Consider the following 21951-nt stretch of genomic DNA (forward strand, 5'->3'; position numbering starts at 1 on the left):
TTTAATCACAAAAACTCGATTTGTATTTCATCAGTGTATCTTCAACCTCGTGCCAGACTGTTACCGTTTCACCGTCATCCTCAAATACTTTACCGTGGCTCTTAGGTCCATCCAACTTCATCTGTGAGTAATTATTCTTAAAAGTAGGCACGAACAGTTCTGGGTTGTTTTCATCACTACACAAGCGTTCCATCATATCTATGGTAGCACGACCTGTGGTAGCAACTGCCTTGAAATAAGCACGGATGATCTTGTGATTATATTGATTCGGCTTAACAGCCCATACTGGGATTCGTTGATTTGCTTTTCCGTAAAAATCCTTGTTTGCATCCTCATTCTGTCTTACTACTGTTTTTGGGTTATAGGCTTGTGATGCTTTTTCAAAGGTTTTTGCAATATACCAACGCAAACAGCTTTCCACTGCGGTCTCTTGTGTTTCATTTGATAAATTCAATGCGATGCAGAATTTCTCATACACATCTGCATCCACTGTAAAGGTAACGCTCTTATTCACCTTTTACACCTCCGCTATTTACTCTATAAAAAAAATTATATCACTAATTTGTATTTTGTAATTACTAATATAATAATTTGTTTTGACTCATCGAAAGAAATATGAAAACACCCTGCATTCAGCAAGGTGTTAGATCCTAGTGACAATTTGTTTACCAATTTAACTTTCAACGGCTATGCTAATGCCTAACTTAAATTCCACCGCAATTCTGTCTATTTCTCATCACTTGACATCAAGACAACACACTAAACGTGTACTGTATGCGGGTTAAGATCCCTTTAGGTTGAGGTCTGTCATAGTCTGATAAGCCCTTGTATTTATTGATTTTTTTGTTCATCCCGTTTCCTCGCGTGTTAGCCCGCGCAAAGTAAGCCTATTATTTAAGGCAACCTCTCTGTCCCCGGCCTACTCACCAGCTATTTCACGCTCGGTGAAATCCTTACATACCGAAGCCGATCAACAAAAAACAACCCCGCTTCTTTCACACCACCCTGGGCGGATCGTTCCCATTCATAAACATAAGCCATAACTTGCGGCTTATAGTACTGGACAAGCTGGTCCTCCTGCCAGGCCTCGTATCGGTCGGTCTTAAAATCAACAATTACCCATCCATCTTCTTCCTCAAACACCAAGTCAATCACACCCCGAAGAACGTGGTTTTCCCCGTCATCACCGCCTGATTCCCGGACTAAGACAAATGAAAACTCATGATACCGCTGCAGTGCCAGCATGCTGCGCTTCCATAATTCGCTTTCCGTTACCCGAAGCACAGTCTCCACAGCCTGCTTCGTCCATTTTGGATCAACTCCTTCCTCCTGAGCGACCATTCGGCAGTAGTCCTCAAGATCATTTAATTCCAGCCCTTCACCAATCACCTGTAAGCATCGATGCACCAGACTGCCGTAGGCCATTCCTTTCCCTTCCGAAGATCTAACAATGGTAATCGCGCTGGCAGTCTTCGTTAGTCCGGTAACGCTGGCATTCCGGTAGCTTGGCTTAGAGGCCAGTTCTAGTCTCGACTCCTATTCGGCAATGTGAGACCCAATATCGGATGGAGCGTCTATCTTTTCGCGTCGCACCTGATCAACGACTACGATGTCCAGCTCAGGCTGATGTTGAAGGGAAACGGCCAGTTTGCTCCACGGATCAATTGCGGGCCTCGAAGGATATTGACTCACAATCAAAAGCTGCTTAGCACGGGTCGTTGCGACATAAAGCAGCCGCTCTTCTTCTGCGTTCATGTATTCGCGTTCCTTTTCAGATATCCCATTCCACCCAGCCGGTTGAGCGATGATTTCTGATTGGTAAGCGTTTTTCGGCTTCGAGATTGTAACATACCCGACCGGCGGCTCCACCATCCGATCGATATGCTCTTGTGCATCGTGGTCATCCTCACCGCAAGGACAAGCAAGTATGACGATCGGCGCTTCCAGCCCTTTGGCCTTGTGCAGATTCATAATTCGAACTGTATCAGCTTTGCCTGCAAAAATGCTGGCGGCTTCCATACTCTCAGCATCCTTCATTAATGCACCAAGCTTCTTAGTAAGGGCCAACCATTCGTTCGCAGCTTCGGTATCGCTCTGCAGTACTTCAAGCAGCTTCATCAAGGTACCGCAGCGGATCGCTCCCGACTCACTTACCGCCGCAGCTGGAATGAGACCGTGATCGATAACGATCTTCGAAAATGCAGACAATGCTGGCAGCTCACGCACCCATTTTGCATATTGACGAATCTTGTCCAGTGCTTGATCCACAACGGCGCTTTTGTCTGACGCGCATTCCAAAGAAGAATACAGGCTAATGTTCCCGCCCGCATTACGGTAGTGGTACAACGCATCGTCACTGATCCCAAAGAGCATACCGCGAAGAACAGCCAAGAGAGGAATCCGATCAGTTGGATCACATAATACCATGGCCAACTGATAGAGTGCTTTCGTCTCTTCGAATACAGCCAAACTCCCTGCAGTGTCCGAAGGAAAACCATAACGCTCGAGCAGCTCGGCATACAGGTCGATATATTCTTTGCGTTTCAATAAAATCAAAAAATCACCTGGCCGCGCAGGCCGTGTGGTCGTCTTCCCCTCTACCACTTCTTGAATACTAACCTTGTCTCCGCAAGCCCAAGCGACGAACTGTGCAGCCTGCTCCGCATCAAACCTAGCGATATCATCAAATCGATCAAAAGCTTGCTTAGGTACCGCCATCGTATATATACCATGGAGACCTGCATTCTCCCTCGGATTCGCTTGTGTTGTTAGCATACGAACGTAAGGTGCTTGTGTGTCCGAAAGCTGCCCAGGTGGAGAGAACTTGCTCTCAAAGGCATAGTTGACGTAGTCTCCAATCGATTTAACCGACCGAAAATTGCGGGTTAGCTGCAATACCCCACCACATTGCTCGATCCTTTTCTTCACGAAATTATAAGTAGAAATGTCCGCGCGGCGGAATCGATAGATCGACTGCTTCGGATCCCCAACGATGAAAACGGATCCTGGACGAGGCTGCTGCTTGCGCCAATTGGATTCCGCCGGATCGTCACCGGTCAATAGCAGCATCATTTCCGCTTGAATCGGATCCGTATCCTGGAATTCATCGACAAAGAGATGACTATAACGCCGGCCAAAATAAGCCCGCACCTCCGGATAACCACGTAAAAGCTCAGTCGCCTTCATTAGCAAATCCTGAAAATTGAGTTTACCCGCTTCCATTCTGCGACTGCGGTAAAATTCAACGGCAGGTAGCGCAAAACCGATCAACTTGGGATGGACGTATTCACGCCATCTTTGCAAAAACGGCTGCAACGTTGTAATTCGCCAATCCTGAAACTGCTCTTTAAACAACTTGGCCTGATTCTTATCTGTCCACCTTTTTTGCGTCACGTTTAAAGCCCGGTCAAAAAGCTTGGCAAGAGCTAGCACATTCAGATCGTCCGCCATATTCATACTGCGCAAATAACGCTTGGCGGCAAGAATTGTTCGCTGCAAATCATCCCAGTCTTTCTCCGGCACCACCGAAGGAATAAATAATGCGGCTTCCTCAACCATTGGAAATAGAGAATAACGGATGATATCTAAATCAGGTCGAATAGCTGCCTCATCTATCATGATCGCAACATCCTCATATTGGGCTGCACGATTATAAGCCGCTTTCAGATCGTCTATGTTGATTTCCATTTCCAACAGCTCATCAATACGAGAGTCTTCCCCGTTCGTACGAAGCTTTTCTAGATAGTCATCCCAGCACTTGTCTCGAAACTCACGGTCTTCCTGCGGATCCATCTCCTGAAATGAAGGGTCAAGCTTCGCTTCAATTGGACGCTCTCTAAGAAGACGACCACAAAACGCATGGATCGTTCCAATATAACTTTCCGGAACTTGTTGAATTGCCTTTTTCAGTAGAGCACGAACTGGGGACGCTTCCTCAGCCCCCGCTAATTCAGACTCCAACCGCATCCGAAAACGTCCCATCAATTCAGATGCGGCTTTGTTCGTAAACGTAATAGCGGCAATATCCCGTACCTCAGCCTTTTCCGTTTTGACCAGAGCAATCATTCGGTCAACAATGGACTTGGTCTTACCGGATCCCGCACCCGCTTCCACCAAAAAGGTCGTATCAAGATTGCGTTCAATACGTTCTCGAGCCTTCAAGTCTTCCTGCAGCAGTACTTGTTCATTAATCAAAACGTTCCACCTCCAGGATACTACCCAATTTCTCACTATGCTCTTGCATCTCACGCTTATCTGCAAATTGCTCCGCATGAACTCCGCATACATCCTTATAGTCACACCAGGTGCAGTTCTTTGGATCATTTGTGGGCGGATACAATCCTTGCTTCATGGCCTCAAGCATGGCCTCGACCAATATGGACAAGTCCTTACGGCGATGCTGCGGCCTGCTGATTTCTTCTCCCATCCCTTTCTCAGTCGGAAAGTAATAGACGGAATTCGTCACTCTAGCTTCCACATCGTACCCTGATTGCCGCATCCACTGCTCAACTGCCATGCCATATAACGGCAACTGAAGCTTTGTGCCCCCTGAAAAGCATTCATTTTGTTTAAACTTTCGCGGATTTCCCGTCTTGTAATCAAAGATTTTATATTGATGGGGCTCTATCTCATCCACTCGGTCCACAAATCCTCTGACTGGCAGTGACATTCCACCTTCTAGCTCCAAAAGCATTGGCGAATCCTGTTCATGAAGCTGCAGTTCCATATGGGCTGGAATTGTCGTTCTCTGCTGTTCATTCACAAAGAAGATATTTACATCTTTTCGAATGTTGTCGCACTCTTTGTGGAAAATATGCTCGCTTGGCGCAGGGATTTGCTCCTTATACTGCTGAATCACCTGCTCTGTCAACTGATTCAGACGCGCCTCTGTCAGAGGATCAGAGGTAGAGGCTCGCCATTCCTTCATTTCCGTCAAATATTTATTGAAAATGTCGTGCATCAGACTTCCACGCTGCAGTGCATTTAGCCATTTCGTACGGTCATGAACCGTAGCATCCTTCCTCCGTACATGGAGGATATCATGAAAAAAATATTGCAGTGGACACCGAGCATACATCTCCAGCTTGCTTGCACTAAACGCTTGATGAGCAGCTTCACCCGGCCTCTCTGCAGGATAAGCGCTGAGATCCAACAGGCCGTCATATGGCGAAAGCGCTGCATCTGCTCTGGCCCTAGAAGCAATCACCCCACCGAAAATGTGAGGGTAATTTGAATAGACCTCTTCAGAACCATCCTTGATTTGAGAACCATCAGACAGTAACGCACGCATCCAACTATCTGCTGTATCCATCGCGATCCGGCTGCCAATACCCGTATAACTGACACCTGGCTCCAGATTCTGAACCATCGATTCATAATCTGCACTTGGTTGGCCATTTTTCATCCGATAGATTTGCAGCATTTCATATGCAGGCAATTGCTCATGTCCTTCTGCCGTATCATAGGAGCAATAGCTTAAGAAACATTTCCCGCGGATTATGCCAAGCCTTCTGCTTCTTTGCTCAATTAATCGCCCAGTACGCCCAACGCTTGTAATTAACTTCGAATGAATTCGAGCCCGCTCTTCATCAAGCAGCACCGGATCTTGACGAGCCGATACCATCCAATTCTTCTCACTCATCCCGACGATAAACGTGTAAGGTCTCCCGGATTGTCCGCCTGTAGATAAAGGAGTTACGTGTATATATCCAGGGGAAGGTGTGCCAGATACATGAATCCGCAACCCGTCCAGTCCATCTCTAACATATTGAAGTGTTAATGCTTTATCCATGTTGAGTTCACCGGCTGTAGCGATCGCTTGCTCCAAGGTTCTGATCCCATTCAGCACTTGATGTTCCCCTTCATCCTTAAGCACGGCATACCTATCAACAAATTCTATTAGTACTCGAAGAATGGCCCGCGGAGATGACAAAGCTTCCTCGCTCACCGCAGTAAACAAATGCTGGAAAAAGGAATTCAATATTTTTACCGTATTAATGGTCTCTCCATTCGCGGCTTCTGCAGCAACCCGCTTCTCCAGTAGATGGTATCGGTCCCTCCCCCACCCAATCCCTGTTCGCTCTGCTTCGCGAACTAAGCGGAATGTCGTTATATCTGCATTCGTTTCCTGCTCTTTCACACGAATGTAACTTTGTTTGAGGGCCAAAAGCAAGTATTCAATGTTATAGCCCGATTCGATCCAATCCAATAACAGCTTTGCCGACTTCCCCGCATTCGTCAGTCCGATCGGCAGGCCGCCTGAATATGTGCAGCGGATCCCCGCTCCAGACGCAACGGTATTGACTGCTCCGGCATACTTCTCATCATTTGAGAGCACGAGTTCAACCTGATCCCATGGGATAGACATTTCCGTTATACGCCGGAATACTTCACGAACCTCCGCAAGGACGGCTGATGCATGGAATATCTCTGTATGCTTAAATGGAAATCGGCTATCTAGGTCAATAAAAGAAGGTTCTTTTACCAAAGGGATGAATCGCCCCCCGCCGGTGATCGCATCAACCAGCTGACGATCCAGTTCAGTACGAATGGCATCTTCATCTACGACAATAATGATATCAAGCGACATTGGAGGTAGCTGCTTTACCCATGCCAAGAGGCCCGCGAGATCTGTAAGCTTACCTCGCTCAAGCTCCTCCTCATATCGATGAAGCAGCCCTTTCACGAAGCGGCCTTTATCCTCATTTTCAAATGCATCAATGCTTAAAGTCTCTGGTTTAACCCCAGCGCTTCGCAGTTCCATTAACGCCTGATGGAATACATCTGTTACGCCCGGTGAGATTGTCATCCCATGTAAATAGCCATCACCTGAAGCAATTTCCGACTGCAGCAGCCTGCAGCTGATCCATCTTGCCTCCAAATATGTAATATAACGCAGGTGTTTCTGTGTCAGAAGAAGATTGACTCGCTCAAGCGCCCACAATTCCAGCGTCTTGACCTCCATATTGAGTACAGGTCCAAATTCCCGGCTGACTTGTTCAAGCAGAATGTGACCTTGTGCATGGCTCGGCATCAGAAGCACTTTACGTTTCAGCGGATGATTCCGGATGATTTCATACAAGTGTTCACTTCGTCCTCCAACAGCAGTCAGATAAACCCCTCCATTATCTTCTAATTGACACATATACGCTAGTAGCATAGTCTCATTAGTTCCTCAGATATCTGACTAATTACCTAATCAGATTCGAGATTGCTCGTCATTATCCTGTAATTCCCTTTTTAATTTATATCAAACTACATCCAGCAGATAACATTCGAAAATTATCAGAGGATCACGGGAAATAACGAGCGGGCATCCATCTGGTGACTAATAGTTCGAGCAGCATCGCTTTACTCCAACTCATGGGCTTCATCAATCACCACAACCACACCATGCTCTGGTAACGACAGGCTCGGTGTTCGCCGTTTAGGTTAATCGGAAGGAGCGGGAACGAAACCCGCTTCTTCCTTATTGTTCGGTGCCGGCTCCCCATTATTGTGTCCCTATTCTAGAGGATGGACAACATGTAGTGAAGCTCGTATGATGAAAGAAAGTCATCTGCATTCACAACATTGAGACGAGAAATACACAAGATAAATATTCAATTCCTTGAGTCATTACTAAAAGGAGGCAATATCGTGTACGATCATTTACCCGCAACCCATCCGTTGAATAACTTTAGAGATATTGAATCAGTCGGATTCGCCCTTTATCTTCTCGGTAAACACCGACGGGCAATTGCTCAAACAGCAACCGTTGATAAATGGCCCAATACGGATGGGATTATTGATTTACTGAGTATTAATGGGGAACTAATAGGTAAATTCGATATACAAATTAAAAAGCTACCCGACGATCATAATATGGTGTTTGACTTACCGGTCAAATATCTATCTTATTGTCTTAAGGTAGCATCCGAACCGACAATTACCCTTATGGTAGACACCATTAATGAAAAAATATATTGGTTTCACGTTACCAAGGAGTGGATTCAAGCCTCCAATTACTCAGAGAATAAAGAGACCGTTCGGATTCCATTAAGCGATGATCGTTGCCTTGATAGATCCAATATAAGCTACCTCACCCATTGGGAAGAGATCGCCAAGGAAAATCGAAGACATAAAAATATGTTGCAACAGCTGCTGGATGCTGAGAAGGGCAACACGTTCCTTCGTATGAACTTACTTGACGAATCGTATTCACCTATTCTGTCCAATATAAAAATGAGCGTGATCACGAGACAAGAAAATGAAGATGGATCCTTCACCTTCATCATGGCAAATACCTATGAATTTGAAGAGACGGTTTTTCTTCAAGTAAATGCCCACCTTTCACCTGATTTAGTCCCTACTCTTTCCCTTAATATGTCGCCAATGAGTAAGGAGAACGCCTTTCACAACATGATATATTTCAAATGCCTGGCACAATTGAGAACAAGTGGAAGGTTCTATTTGGCCGATAATCATTCCGATTTCTGGGCTGAAGGCGCAGTTCAATTCGAAGAACCAATTGAACATATCGAGAATAGCATCAAGTTTTACAAAACGGTCGTGGACCTCGAGCGGCGAATTAATGAAAAGTTGCCATTATCTCAGTCAGAGTTAACCCCAAATGAGTTACGATGTGTAGAACAACTTGTTTCGGCTACCCAAAGTGGATTTGTACTCGCAGCATTGACAGGGATTAAACTTCCCTATCCTTCAAATGAGATCGATATGAATGAAGCCCTAAGAATAAAAAGCCAAATAATAAATGCTGAAGGACATTGGGGAATCAACCTCGGAAACAAGATATTGGCTAGTTCAAAGCCATTTATTATTATCAAGGAAGAAGAAGATGGGACACTTATTCAGCCAGACCCTAGTGGAAAATTCGCGATCATATTCGAGCAATTTTACCTGGGGGAATTTTCGGACGTATTTAAAAGGATTAATACTAACGATTCATCTGATGTCGATACCCAGTAAACACACATGCAGACGGACGATCTGTTACCATAAGAAGACAAATGAAAAGGAGCGGGTTCTGTTTGAAACCCGCTCCTTTTTCTGTTTTTGCCATTTCACGCTGATGAGAAGACCCGCTCCTGAGAAAGAGGGGCAGGCCTATTCCTCCAGTCGATGTATTTTTTAACACTTGGTTATTTGGAGAATTGCGGTTCAAAGATACCAAACCCTGTTGCCTGGTACCCGCTCGTATAGTTAAACGTAATTTTCATTGCATTAGAAACATCTATATCGAGGTTGTCTGGGAAATCGCCAGCAGCGAACGATTTGGCGATCCAAGCCAAAATCGGAAACTTCAATTAGAGCGTTATGTAAAGAGGTGGAAAATCATCTTCATATCTCAGGGAAGCAAACAGCAAAAGAAATCCAGGTCCTTGAAGCAGCAGGAGTCGCTCACTACGAAAGAGAAAGGGATAAAGTGGATACTTTTGTAGTTGGAAACGCGGTCGTATTGTTTCTGGTGGATTATGCAAGAAAACAAATATTCCGCTCCAGCAGATTTTTAACGAGATGGATTTTTCAGTATTGAATTGAGCCTAGCTGCGTCCATACAAAATGTGAGGCGGTTCGTTCACTTAAACCGCCTCTGGATTTCCTCACAATACAATTGTCGTCACTTACGCTCAGTCTATAATATACCCCTGAAAAATCTTCACTAATTTCTCCATAATGTCATTCTCCACCTGTGCTTGGATCACCATCTCTAGAGAACTGTTTCGATTTTCTGGGAAACAGTTGATGATATCGCTTTTACACTGACCTAGTGCATGATCAACAAGTGAATCAAATTGGGCCTGTTGTGAAGAAGACAATTCGAGGTAGGTGGAGTATGCATCCTCTAATGATTCCTGAGTATCCCATTCTACCTCATAGTGTTTAGCAAGAACCAAATTGTAAATCTCAGTCAGTGTGAACATTAGTGATTTCCTCCTAAAGGTATAGGTTTAGTGATGAAGACCTGAAGGCATATTGGTAGTAACACATCTTTCATCTTTTCTGTGATTCTACGAGTCATGTGTCTAATTCAGTTTCCTCTTTGTCGCCGGTGACATTAAAGAAATTCAAGACCCCGGTAGAATCTGATTTTTCCTCCACTTCTTTGAGCAGAAGCGGGTCCTGCTTTAAGGCCTCGTAGATGTTGCGATATTGATGAAGATAGTCCGTCCCTGTCGAGGGATCGGAGACGAGCTCCCTAGCTGTCCAATCCCTATCGTCATGAAGATTTCGAACCCCTACCAGATACAAAATGTCATCGAGTGATTTTGCTTTCGCATGATCAATAAACCTCGCCAAAAGGATATTGAGTATCTGAAAGTAATCCTTCTCAGTGGAGACATACTCCAACATCTGTTGGATAAGCGCTTCGTTCAAGTGAAGGTTTTTTTTCTTGCCCCGTATAGCGAATTGACGATCCCCGTCATCTTCAGAAACCACAATGATATCGCCATACCCAATGTTGTTATTTAATGGTTTAGCAGATACTCGTAATTTTTCAAGAAGTTTTTTCATTTGAAGCGTCTTTTGAGCGTTGGCAGCATCCAAAGCCGCCTCGATTGCCGCCAGCCACTCGATTTTAGTGACCGCATTAATCTGACCTTCATTAAACAGACTCTCGATTATCGATTCAAGACTCTGATAGAGCTGCACACACTTTTCCGAATCGGAAAGATCAATTCGACCATTTGACCATTTCTGAACGATCGACCCATTTTGAAGCATCTCGGTGAGGATGTTCTTTACAATGATGGCTTCTCGTTTAAAGATTTCAACCTTCTTGTTCTTTTTTATTTCCTTCGGATCACGTAACAGCACCGATGTAAGGAGAAAGTTCGCCTTATTCCGTAAGAGCCGAGATTTTGATGCATGATCTATGTCCCAGCCATTTTCCGAGATTATTTCATCATAAATGCTCTGAATCCTTATCTTCACCATTTCAGACATCCCCTTTTGCTTGAATTAGTTTGAGTGTAAACAATCTGTGTAGAAAAGGCGAGGAATGGAAAAATTTATTTTCATTCCGCAAAGGAGAACGAAAAAGAGAGGCCTGAATTCGAACTAGTCCTCATAAATACTTTATTCGAATATCGTTTGGCCTTTGACCATTACGTCTACGGAAGGTGCTCTTGATTAGGCAGTGAAGTTACTGACCCAACATACCTCCGGTCATATGTTAGAAAACATGTCGAATACCCGTTTCTTTCAAGCTTGTTTGAAACATACGAGGTTTTGAGCCGCGCAAAGAAAGATGGATCACTGATCCAGTTTAGGGACGGTGTACGCATAGTATGGGAGTCATGTTCTGAATGAAAGTCAAGCGCTGAGGTGGTTGGCGAACTATCTTTAATAATCGTAATCCCAGTCTACTTTGCACTGATTCTTACTGTTTTAACGAGCTCGCTTTTATTAATGAACACCAATTCATATATGGCATAAACATAGATGCATATTTATGCAGTGGATGAATAAGTGCCCAAATATGAACCAGAATTTTTTCTAACGAAATCTGCAACAACAATAACGAAGCGTCGTGGGTTTACTGGCTCCATTTTCTAATCAATTCTGGAATATCACAAGTAACTTACTTCCATTTCTTAGAAAACAAAAAACAAACTTCCAATAACATTGCGTTATCGGAAGTAAAAAAGATTTCTCTTGGATTAAATGTCGGTACTTTATTACATCATGCCGCCCATGAGACAAATACGTTTTATTGTGTTTATTGAGTCTTTATGTGGCGATTTAATCCGATTTTCTTCAGAATTTAGTTCAATAAATCCATGTGAGTATAATGTGTGGGTAGAATTTGTGGGCAAAATGTGGGCAAGTGGTGGGCCATGGAATTATTCAGGTGCATGTTTCGTATGCGGGAAGCGACCTTATTCTCGCGGCATCTGTTATAGTCGCAAATATCGCATAGAATCAATGTTCTTGAAGATAGTTATCTTAGTTTTCTTTGTCTTTACTAGACTTTATCACGGATATTTGCGGCAGTTTTACGGCATGCACCGCATTTAATACGCGAATCAAAAATACGAATTCTCGGGCTCTTACGTTATAGAGTTACAGCCGAATACCTGTGCATTGTTCCATGGTCTGGATTGGCACTAGTTGATTTAAGCATCTTCACATGTGCATCGAGCTCCGTCTTGAGTGCTTTCAGACAGGCATCTAGAAAACCACTTTCCCTGAATCCAATAGTGCTACTGAACCTTCATAGACATCCATCTGCCATTTCTTACGTTCTTTGTTGAACGCCAAGCAAGCTGGCCATGAATCGTCTTCGTGATCTGTTGTTAATGCGTAGTTGAGGTGATATACATAGAAATCCGCCGTTATCTCGTAGCCATATATGTGAACGTCTCTCAATTTCAGCAAATTACATCGCACCTTTCCGGATTTTTTTACAAAGATGTTAGGATCTATCAATGTTCTACTACTAGTAAATTCGCATAATTAATCAATCACATAAATGTGATATCACAACTGCACGAAGCGTTCTACAACAACGTGCGAACTTTTGAAACGATCTACTAGGATATCTCTTTAAGAAGAAGTTTCATATAATATACCCATTATTTCTGCATCATGAATATCCTGCCATTCGAAAGGAATATCTGCTATCCCTTCTCTATGTACAATATATAAATAAACTTTAGCTGCATCTGAAAGTTTATTAAATGCTGTTTTATTAAAATATATATTTATTGCATTAATTAGCAATTCCTTAATGAAATTCCACAAATAAAAAAGTTGTTTGTTTTTGTCATTGCATGATTCATACTGCTGCTTCAATTTGTCAATGCTAATAATTCTTTTCCGATCTTTATAATAAGAAACAATAATATACGGCTTCTTGCTATTTATTACATTCACATAACAAAATATATCCTCAAACTCAATAACTTCTGATAGAGAAAGGTTAATCCTGTCAACAGGCAATTCGAAGTAAATGGTTTCTAATTCAGATTCTACTTCCTGCTTTTTTAATTGTTTTAGTTCATTTAACATTTTCAACATTAAGGGATGAAGCCTAAATAACGTTTTAACTGAGTTATGATAGTTTCTAAAATATTCAGACTGGGAGCCATCAGAATTACATGTAGCATACTTATTTTCACTAATTAGTTCTGCCATATAAAAAATATTCATAATTCGGTAGTAAATATCAAAAGTAATAGCCTTTAATGAATACTCGATATTTTGGATACTTGTTCCCGAATAATCAGTATTTCCATCCTTTTCAATATCAGCAAATAGTTCTTCATCATGCTTTTCGCAAAACGAGACTGTAACACTCGCTTTTCTAATAGGGACTTCAGAATAAAACTTTGAGATTTCTTTTTCAAGTGTCTCCACATCAGGCACTTTATGATCATTAAAGCGAATTACTTTGTTGCCAGAACTTAAGTTATTCAGAACGTTTCCCCGAGACAATGTATGCGAATGTACTATAGAGTCATCGTGATTGCAATCACCAAACACTTCATGAGCAGAGCAATAAGAAATACTCTTTTTATTTACAGATTTTTCCTCTATTTTATGACTTATCAATTTGCTGTCTTTTTGAAAATAAAGTTGATTAAGTTCTTCTTCTACTAATTTAAAATTCTCTTTTCTAAATTTAATAGCTTCATCAAGTTTTTTTTTGCAACAGTCTTTATAATGTTTACCTATTAAGCAAACACATACTTCCTCATCCATGGGTAAGTATGATTCTAATGAAAACTTAGGATACTTTTCTCTATTAAAAAAATCTTCATATTTTTGAAAAATATCTTTATATTTTCGAAAAATACCTTCATATTCTTGAAAGTCCAACCTAATCGCCTCCAGCATATAATTGGGTGAAATTACAAAAATCTTAAAATTTTTATAGCTTTATTGTATAAAAAGACAAGCCCGCCTCACAACGGACTTGTTATGTTCAGCGGTAAAAGCTTTATGTATTAGTCCAAAATCTTATTATAAAAATCGCCGGGTTTTATAGCCTCGATGCCACCGATATTTTGAGGGAAGCGTTTTGTATTACTCGTGACGATGTATTTGCACTCTTCATTGATTGCCGTCACCCAAACATGAACATCGTTTTCGTCATAGTTACTCAACGGTTTTTGTAGACCGTGGTCTTGAGCGATGGAGACGGCCGTTTGTGTATCGCATTCGCTTATTTCCGCTAGTGCTTGTCCGATAGGGTCACCTAATCTACTTACTATATCAAGGGCGTGCCTGCCAACTCGGCTGTTTACGGCTGGTTGATTATCTAAGATGGGATACACAAAAAGTTCCAAAAAGTCATCAACTAGATCTAAGGGATACAACTTACCGCCAATCCCTTTGAATAGGGCGTTATGATAAAACTCCATCAAGCATACACGAGATAAAACAACCCGGTAATCAATCGTCTGCGAGGCAATAGTTAACAACTGACGATTGATTCCCGGACTGTGGATCGCCCCGCATAGCACCGTTGTATCAAAAAGAACGTGGGGGGAGGTATTAAATCCACTCACTCTCGTCGGCCTCCCCCTTTGATGCGTTAAATTCATTTAGTTGTTGCTCATATACCTTGCGCTTTCTTGCTTGCTCAAGGCTGATTTTGAAGTATTTTTGCGGAATTCTCCAGTGACCACCATCGGTTTGATACGCTTCCGGATACTTATTTTTATCACACCAGCGCAGAATCGTCAGATCCGTTACGCCTAATATTTCCGCAACTTCCGACGATGTGTAAACTTCCACCTTCGGCTCTTCAATATCGAACCCACCTTTAAGAACGAACTCCTGGAGTAAATTATGTACTTTTATGTTGATCTTAAAAATCGGTATATTAACGTTTTCTAATCTCTCAAAATACTCCTTTGCCTTAGCTTTGTCTACGGAGGCCTTCAAATCATCAAAACGACCGAATTCATTGATGCTTGCTTCAGTTACATTGGCAGCCATCAGATTACGGAGTTTCCTTTCATCTACCCCTAAAAATCGTGAAATACGCCTGATTTGGTCATTCTTTGCTCTGAATTGATATTCAGTGACGTATTCCCTGAAAGTTTTCCCACTTTCCATCTTGGCATTTCCGCTTTCTACGTCGTGAAGAAAGATATTTGCATACTTTTGTTCTTCCTGCGTCAATGCAGCGAATGACTTATGCAGATCATCAAGCGTCTTCCGCATTTCAGCTTCATCAACATTATCTTGAGTAAGAATTCTCTGAAACTTTTCAAAACGCGAGTTCATATAATCTGAATCGATTCTCCCGGTATCAATCTCCGTCAGGTAACCAACGATCTCGAAAGGAACATCGTCGCCGCCACCCCCACCTCCGCCGCCGAACAGCTCTTTATACCGCATAGCCAGAACCAAATAAGTATTTTCATCCAGTTTCATTTCGACTCGAGTCTTTGGCTTACCACTGCCCTGGCTGAACAGGTAAGTTGATTGATTCCACTTAAAACCTTGAATTTTTGAAGCTTCCAGATAGTCATTGAATGATTTGAAGAGCGAGGCAAATTTACCGCGCTCCGAACGATCATCCGGCAGTTTTTCAAAGTTCGGAATCCCAGAACGAGCGAACAGTTCACTGATATCAACAAAAATTGCATTCAGCTTGTTTAAGTTATACTCAAGCCGTTCTACAAACAATCCAATTGGCTTATCGCCAGAATAGGTCTTCACAGCTTTTTCGATGTGTTGCTCCATTGTATGCGGATATCTGTAGTATCGTATCGTTCCAAAGGGTTTTTCCGGGCCGAACAAACGATTGGTGCGCGAGAATGCCTGAATGATATTTTCGTATTCAAGCATCTTATCCATGTACAGCGTGTTAATCCACTTGGAATCGAAGCCTGTAAGCATCTGGTTGACTACAATCAGAAGATCGAGCTGCATTTCGGGTGTTCTCTCAATAAATTGATATGGCTTTTTGTGAGCAAGTCTTGCAGCAATGTCCTTTTTCAGCTTGTCGTATCTCTTCAGACTAAATTCCTGTTTGTATCTGGCGTTATAATCCTCGATTATTTCAACAAGACCATCCTCTTTGAAAGCTACTCCACCGTTATTGTCAATGCTTGGGTCAAACAAGCAGGTAGCCTTTAATGTGGGCAGGGCTTGTTTTATTATTCGATAATAACGGATCGCCTCTGGAATGCTGCTTGTAGCAAAGATTGCATGAAACTTGCTATTATGGCTTAATGTCACCCAGTTATCTGCAATGTCACGAATAACCGTACTCCGATGTTCTTCCCTTTGATATTGGGATTTTGCCAAATAGTCCTCAATACCCTTCACATACTTTCCATCATCACCAATATAGCCAGCCATTTTTACTTCAGAGGAATTCATATATTTATAAAAGACTTCGCTCTTATCAGGATCAGCTAGAGCTTCTTCAACGGTAGAGGCTTTTGCCCGCTCCAAAGCAACAGCCTGCCGAATATCCCGATCTCTGTAGGTCAACACTTTATAAGGATCGAATCCAAGAACATTTTTATCACGAATCCCGTCGGCAATGCTGTACCTGTGCAACTCGTTGCCGAAGATGGTCGAGGTAGTGTTCATGTTTTTCTGGTTTTCATCCTGAATGGGTGTTCCTGAAAATCCAAAGAAAACGGCAGACGGAAAAGAATCCTTTATATTTTGGAGCATATCTCCAAAGGTAGTGCGATGCGCCTCATCGACAATAATAACAATTCTCTTGGAATTCATTATCTTAATATCATGAGCATTTAATCCGTCTTCTTCGTCCTTGATATTGCTCATTTTCTGAATAGATGTGACGATAAGTGTATTGGCCGGGTCGTCGCTTTTTAGTTTTGAAATTAATACTATCGTATCTTCCGTTGCCTGAACGGACTCATTTTCATCTGCAAAACCGCGATACTCTTTTAAGGACTGAGTTCCGAGTTCAATTCTGTCCATAAGGAAGATGACTTTATCGGCATCTTTGGAGTTTGCAATCAATTGCGCCGACTTAAAACTTGTCATCGTCTTGCCTGAGCCTGTGGTATGCCAAACATATCCGCCAAGCCTATCTCGACCGTCCCAGTTGGTTTTGGAAACACGGTCAGAAATCGCATTTGCTGCATAGTACTGATAACTACGCATGACTTTCAATACGCCATCGGTGTCATCAGCAACAGTGTAAAAGCCGATAAGCCGGTGTGCCATCGGAATGGAAAGCAGTGAAGAAGCAATCGTTTTCCAATCATTAATAGGCTCGTTATTAAAATCTGCCCAGTGAAAATAGTAATCTTTATTGAACTTTCCGTCCATTCCGGGATTGGCGAAATAAACAGTTTCTGCCGGTTCCATAGCAACAAATATTTGAATCAGCGCAAATATTCCGGTGAAAATCCCTTCATCGGAGTATTTTTCGATTTGGTTATAAGCCTGGCTGACCGAAACGCCGCTGCGCTTCAGCTCAATATGTATAACCGGCATACCATTGATCAAGAGCATCAAGTCGCCGCGGCGGTCATTTAATATTTTGGACTTGCTCTTATATTTAGGCTGTTGTGCGATCTGATAGCGGCTTTGTCCGGCAGCGATTTCACGGCGATCGTAGATTTTGAGGCTGATCTCTTTACCGAAGTGCAGAGTATCATCGGGATTATCACGAATAATGGCTACAGTTCTCCCATTGATAAACCCGTTTAATTTCAAAGGCGAACGAAGTGTCGTGATCTGCTCCATAATCTGTTGCATCTCGCCGCTTGTTAGAGGATAATTATTCAAACGGTCAATCCCTCTGTTGTTTTCAAAAAGAATACCCGCCCAGTTTTTTATTAAATCTTCTTCAGAGGGGTTCTTTAAAACCTTAGGTTCCCAGCCTTTATGTGATAGTACCTCTATCAAGGATTCCTCAAAATCAGATTCTTTGTTAAAGACCATTGTGCGTTCACACCTCTACACAAACATTTTTCCGAGCATAGCTTTCTTGATATTCTTCAACTTTTCTAACTTACGCCGATGAAGGGTGATGAGTTTGTCGAATTGTGTCAGATACTCACCAACTTTTTGTTGCTCTTTCAAACTTGGGTATGGTATTGGCATCTCAATAAGCACAGAATCCTTAATTGAAAATCTGTCAGACCTTGCACCTGAGTCGCCGTTCAACTTCATAAACGAATGCCAATATCTGCTTTTAAAATACTGCTCGAGAAATGTGTTATCAATGTCGTGAGTTCTGAAAACAGTATAAAGTGGCGACATTACGCCGCTTCTGCCCAATTTATTACGGTTAATTGGTCCAACAGGGGCAAATGTTGAAATTCTTGGATTGTAAACAAAATCCTCACTTTTTACCACGTAATAGCCATTCAAGTTTGCTGCATTTGAAATATCATGGTCAAAAAAATCACGTTGGCTAATTATTCCGAACTCTGCGGAGTTCGTAAATGTTTCTGTAAATTTTAGATTTACATTCTTTTCTATGACCTTGTCCGAAATATCTTTCAACTTGCGCTGTTTCCACGCTTCAGTAAATCCGGCAAAACGAAATTCCGGAGCATTGACTCCATCCTTCGGGAACATTTTTTCGAGCATGGATTTTTTGACGATTATCAGCTTGTCATATTTACGCTGATGAATGGTGATAAGGTTGTCAAGGTGGGTGAAGAAGGCCGAAATTCTCTCCTGCTCAGAAACAGAAGGTATTCGACACAAAACATTAATAAACGAGTCCCAATATAGTCTTTTTCTGAAGTCGGTGACTCCATAAGAGAGATTGTTCATCTGAATAATCATTTCATCTCGGCGTAAACAATAATCCATAAACAGAGGGTAAAGCTGTGCGCTAGGAATAGCAGTTATATATGCAGGGCTTACCATCCCCTCTGACATTACGACTCCGAGCGCCCCTTGCCACGCACGCATCATGTTAAGTACAAGATCACCGAAATAAACATGTTTATATAGAGATTTATCCTCGCTCCTGCGTACTTTTTTCCCTAAAGTATCACTGTCTAATTCTTCGGTTGAAACCCCATGTTGGATAGAAACGGAAAGAATCTGTAACGAATCGTATCCTCGCTCTTTCCTCTCTGTGTATATTTCTCTCAACTCATGCTGTTCCCAAGCATCGGTAAATCCAGTGAATCGAATCTCTGGTTTATTATCTTTTCCAACCATATCATTCACCCTTTAACAGCCTCTGGAACTCGCTGAGACCTTTCATATCATAATCATTACCGACGAGTTCATCAAAGAGTGCCGAGAGGGAAGCCTCCGTTTCCTTTACCTCCGATTCGATCGCAGAGTATGTGACAGCGTATTTGTCAGAAAGGGCTTTGATTTTATGTACCAGAACATGAATTACCGCATGGGGAAGTTGCTTGATACTCTCCGTAAGCGGAAAAATCCATTTTTGCTCAAGCAGTGCAAGCGCCTGTTCGTCGGAAAGCGATTCAATGGTTTCCTTGGTCTTCATATGCAAGGCTGCGGCATCCGCTTTTACCTGTGCTTTTACTTCTTTTTCTTCGGCCATCAACTTACTTACTTTTATAATTTTTGCTTCAAAGGATTCTTCCGGAAATTCAAAAACACATTGAAGCTCTGCTAAATAAGCATTTACAGCTTTTTTAGCATAGGTGCCATCATGGCTCGCTTCCATATTGGACCATACGACGTCGTCGTGTGCGCTGATAAAGGCAAGTTTGTCGGCTTTCCTGGAAAGTTCGGCATAGGCGTTAAGAGCCTTAATTTCCTGGGTATCGACATCAGCATAGATTTCTTTAAGTTTTTCACTGACTTCTTTTGCGACGAACGCATCACTTGACTCGGTTGTCACGCTTGAATCCTTTTCTTCTTCGGAAAGTGAGTCGAGTATTTCATCATATTCAGAGGAGATTTCGGCAAGGCGGCCCTCTTTTTGCATAACCGCTTCATATTCATCCGAAAGAAGTGTCCGCTGCACAAGTTCAAACGGAATAACATGACCGATCCAACCGTCCTGTACTTCTTCCTCTTTGCCGTCCTTCTTCTTAATGACCATGTTGGGATCAACCTTCTTAACAGCGTTGAAGCCCTCTGTCTGAATAACTTCAAGATCAACAGATGTTTTTGCCCACTCATCAGCAAGAATTTGATAGGCTTCGTATTTATTAATAAGCGGAATGGAGGTAAGTCGGGCAAAAATTTCAGCACTCAATACAGCCTCTTCTTTTAAAACATTCAGGCTTGCCATATTAGTTATAAGCTCATTTTTCATGAAACTGTAAAAGTCCCCAAAAGCCCCCATGAAATTAGAAAAAAGAGATTTTACGGCGGGATGCTCATTGACAGTCTGTTCAATATTGCCAAATGTTAATTCAGCATAAGGACCTTCACCTTTTGTAAACAAGGCCTCTTTTAATTCCGGGAAAGCACCCCAGTACTCACCAAGTTCAGCAATTTCGCTCATTGGAATGCCGCCAAACATAGAAGCAAATAGGTCCCACTTTTCAACGCCTTCGGAAGAATCAACATATCTCGAAATATACAAGTTGTATTCATTTCGGCGGATTTCCTCACGACTGACTTTCCTTGAGAATTTGTCAATATCGACTCTGGCAATTACAGCATCAACGATCTTTTTAATATCAGATGCTCTGAGCATATTGTTCTTGTTAACTTTAATAAAGCCTTTGGATGCATCAATAATCAAAACATCAGTATTCTCACGCTTTTGCTTCAAAACCATGATGACTGTCGGAATTTCCGTACCAAAGAAAATATTGGAAGGAAGCCCAATGATAGCATCGATGTGATTGCCTTCAACAAGATTTCTTCGAATCTGGCCCTCTTCACCTCCACGGAATAAAACACCATGAGGAAGAACTATCGTCATGATGCCGTCCGGCTTAAGATGAAATAAGTCGTGAAGCAAGAAAGCATAATCGGCTTTTGATTTCGGAGCTAGACCGAAACGTGCGTAGCGAGGGTCTGTTTCCTTATTGCTCGGGTCCCAATGCTGAGAGTATGGGGGATTGGAAACAACCGCATCCACATAAAGTGGATTGTACGTTTCAATCGGGTTGGCTTCATCAAAGTACGGCCAATCATCTTCCAAAGTATCACCATTGCGGGTAACGATATTATCCGGAAGGATGCCACGCATAATTAAATTCATACGAGTCAGGTTGAATGTATTCTGCTTTAGTTCCTGTGCAAAGTATTTAATGTTGTCTTCATCATTAATATACTTTGCAACAGAACGACCGATGTTGATCAAAAGGGAGCCCGAACCGCTCGTCGGGTCGTAAATGTTGATTTCCGTCCTATCTTTCAGATGGCCTGCAACAATTTCGGACATAAGAAGGGATACTTCATGCGGCGTGTAAAATTCTCCTGCCTTTTTTCCAGCATTGGCTGCAAACATGCTAATCAGATATTCATAAATGAAGCCAAGGACATCATAGTCCTGCTTTCCATTCATTGGAATATCTTTAATCATATGAATTAGATCGCTTATCGCTTTGGTTCGAGAAGCGGAGTTGTCACCGAGTTTGCTCAAACCAATTTGCAAGGTATTGAATATCCCCTCGAATACCATCTTATAAGAGGGATTAATCAGACGGTTGAATGCTGATAAGGCATCCGTGACATTAGACACATCGAAATCTTTGCCCATTTTGAGCCATGTTGAGAACAGGTCCTTGTAAGCAATAAAATATCCGACACGTTCACGAACATACTTTACGGTTTCGGCATCGTCTTCAACAAGCGTCTCGATATCTTCCTGGGGAAAGCCTTCTTCTTTTAGAAACTTTAACTCCCTGTCCGAAAGATACTTATAAAATATGAAGCCTAGAATGTAATCTTTATATTCGTTGGCCTCGATTTTTGAGCGCATTTTATTAGCGGATTCCCATATTTTCGTGGCAAGTTGTTGCTTATTCATGATAATCCTCCAATTTCATATCTTTACGGTTTGTTTTAAGTTCGCTCATCATCATTCTGTAATACTGCCCC

General features: G+C 42.3%; 12 protein-coding genes. 1 reads left to right on the forward strand and 11 read right to left on the reverse strand.

Annotated elements, in window-relative coordinates; translation table 11 throughout:
- Nucleotide 1: 1 nt before the first annotated feature.
- From ICC18_RS27630 to ICC18_RS27645, 4 genes are all read right to left on the reverse strand, one after another.
- Nucleotides 2-514: a hypothetical protein gene (locus tag ICC18_RS27630; protein ID WP_188177654.1), complete on the reverse strand. Its 513-nt coding sequence runs from the start codon at nucleotides 512-514 to the stop codon at nucleotides 2-4.
- Nucleotides 515-930: 416 nt separating this feature from the next.
- Complete coding sequence (locus ICC18_RS27635; RefSeq protein ID WP_188177655.1) at nucleotides 931-1425, reverse strand: PD-(D/E)XK nuclease family protein; 495 nt, start codon at nucleotides 1423-1425, stop codon at nucleotides 931-933.
- 111 nt (nucleotides 1426-1536) lie between these two features.
- Nucleotides 1537-4194, reverse strand: a complete 2658-nt coding sequence (locus tag ICC18_RS27640) for a UvrD-helicase domain-containing protein (RefSeq protein ID WP_188177656.1) — start codon at nucleotides 4192-4194, stop codon at nucleotides 1537-1539.
- Nucleotides 4187-7081 (reverse strand): PD-(D/E)XK nuclease family protein, encoded by a 2895-nt coding sequence (locus ICC18_RS27645; RefSeq protein WP_223192919.1) that lies wholly within the window; start codon nucleotides 7079-7081, stop codon nucleotides 4187-4189. Before ICC18_RS27645 ends, ICC18_RS27640 begins: the two co-directional genes overlap by 8 nt.
- 557 nt (nucleotides 7082-7638) lie before the next feature.
- On the opposite strand from ICC18_RS27645, the gene ICC18_RS27650 reads away from it, so the two are divergent.
- Nucleotides 7639-8967, forward strand: coding sequence for a DUF4365 domain-containing protein (locus ICC18_RS27650; RefSeq protein WP_188177658.1), 1329 nt, complete (start codon nucleotides 7639-7641; stop codon nucleotides 8965-8967).
- Nucleotides 8968-9629: 662 nt separating this feature from the next.
- Here the strand turns inward: ICC18_RS27650 and ICC18_RS27655 are convergent.
- From ICC18_RS27655 to ICC18_RS27685, 7 genes are all read right to left on the reverse strand, one after another.
- Nucleotides 9630-9923, reverse strand: coding sequence for a hypothetical protein (locus ICC18_RS27655; protein WP_188177659.1), 294 nt, complete (start codon nucleotides 9921-9923; stop codon nucleotides 9630-9632).
- Between the two features lie 94 nt (nucleotides 9924-10017).
- Complete coding sequence (locus ICC18_RS27660) at nucleotides 10018-10947, reverse strand: hypothetical protein (RefSeq protein ID WP_188177660.1); 930 nt, start codon at nucleotides 10945-10947, stop codon at nucleotides 10018-10020.
- A 1602-nt stretch (nucleotides 10948-12549) separates the two neighbouring features.
- Nucleotides 12550-13824, reverse strand: coding sequence for a hypothetical protein (locus ICC18_RS27665; protein ID WP_188177661.1), 1275 nt, complete (start codon nucleotides 13822-13824; stop codon nucleotides 12550-12552).
- Between the two features lie 128 nt (nucleotides 13825-13952).
- Entirely contained in the window at nucleotides 13953-14516 is a 564-nt protein-coding gene (locus tag ICC18_RS27670) for a PIN domain-containing protein (RefSeq protein ID WP_188177662.1), read from the reverse strand.
- Complete coding sequence (locus ICC18_RS27675; protein ID WP_188177663.1) at nucleotides 14503-17892, reverse strand: type I restriction endonuclease subunit R, EcoR124 family; 3390 nt, start codon at nucleotides 17890-17892, stop codon at nucleotides 14503-14505. The genes ICC18_RS27670 and ICC18_RS27675 overlap by 14 nt, the downstream gene beginning before the upstream one ends.
- Nucleotides 17893-17907: 15 nt before the next feature.
- Complete coding sequence (locus ICC18_RS27680) at nucleotides 17908-19131, reverse strand: restriction endonuclease subunit S (RefSeq protein ID WP_188177664.1); 1224 nt, start codon at nucleotides 19129-19131, stop codon at nucleotides 17908-17910.
- A gap of 1 nt (nucleotide 19132) precedes the next feature.
- Nucleotides 19133-21880 carry a type I restriction-modification system subunit M gene (locus tag ICC18_RS27685; RefSeq protein ID WP_188177665.1) on the reverse strand — a complete coding sequence of 916 codons (2748 nt, stop codon included), beginning with the start codon at nucleotides 21878-21880 and terminating at the stop codon, nucleotides 19133-19135.
- Nucleotides 21881-21951 lie beyond the last annotated feature (71 nt).

The sequence above is a fragment of the Paenibacillus sedimenti genome (assembly GCF_014534655.1).
In the GTDB taxonomy this organism is placed as follows: domain Bacteria; phylum Bacillota; class Bacilli; order Paenibacillales; family NBRC-103111; genus Paenibacillus_E; species Paenibacillus_E sedimenti.

What these genes read in the sequence shown, in the direction of transcription:
- ICC18_RS27680 (WP_188177664.1), bottom strand. Translation starts at nt 19,131, where the DNA reads ATGGTTGGAAAAGATAATAAACCAGAGATTCGATTCACTGGATTTACC.
- ICC18_RS27660 (WP_188177660.1), bottom strand. Translation starts at nt 10,947, where the DNA reads ATGTCTGAAATGGTGAAGATAAGGATTCAGAGCATTTATGATGAAATA.
- ICC18_RS27655 (WP_188177659.1), bottom strand. Translation starts at nt 9,923, where the DNA reads ATGTTCACACTGACTGAGATTTACAATTTGGTTCTTGCTAAACACTAT.
- ICC18_RS27675 (WP_188177663.1), bottom strand. Translation starts at nt 17,892, where the DNA reads ATGGTCTTTAACAAAGAATCTGATTTTGAGGAATCCTTGATAGAGGTA.
- ICC18_RS27635 (WP_188177655.1), bottom strand. Translation starts at nt 1,425, where the DNA reads ATGGCCTACGGCAGTCTGGTGCATCGATGCTTACAGGTGATTGGTGAA.
- ICC18_RS27685 (WP_188177665.1), bottom strand. Translation starts at nt 21,880, where the DNA reads ATGAATAAGCAACAACTTGCCACGAAAATATGGGAATCCGCTAATAAA.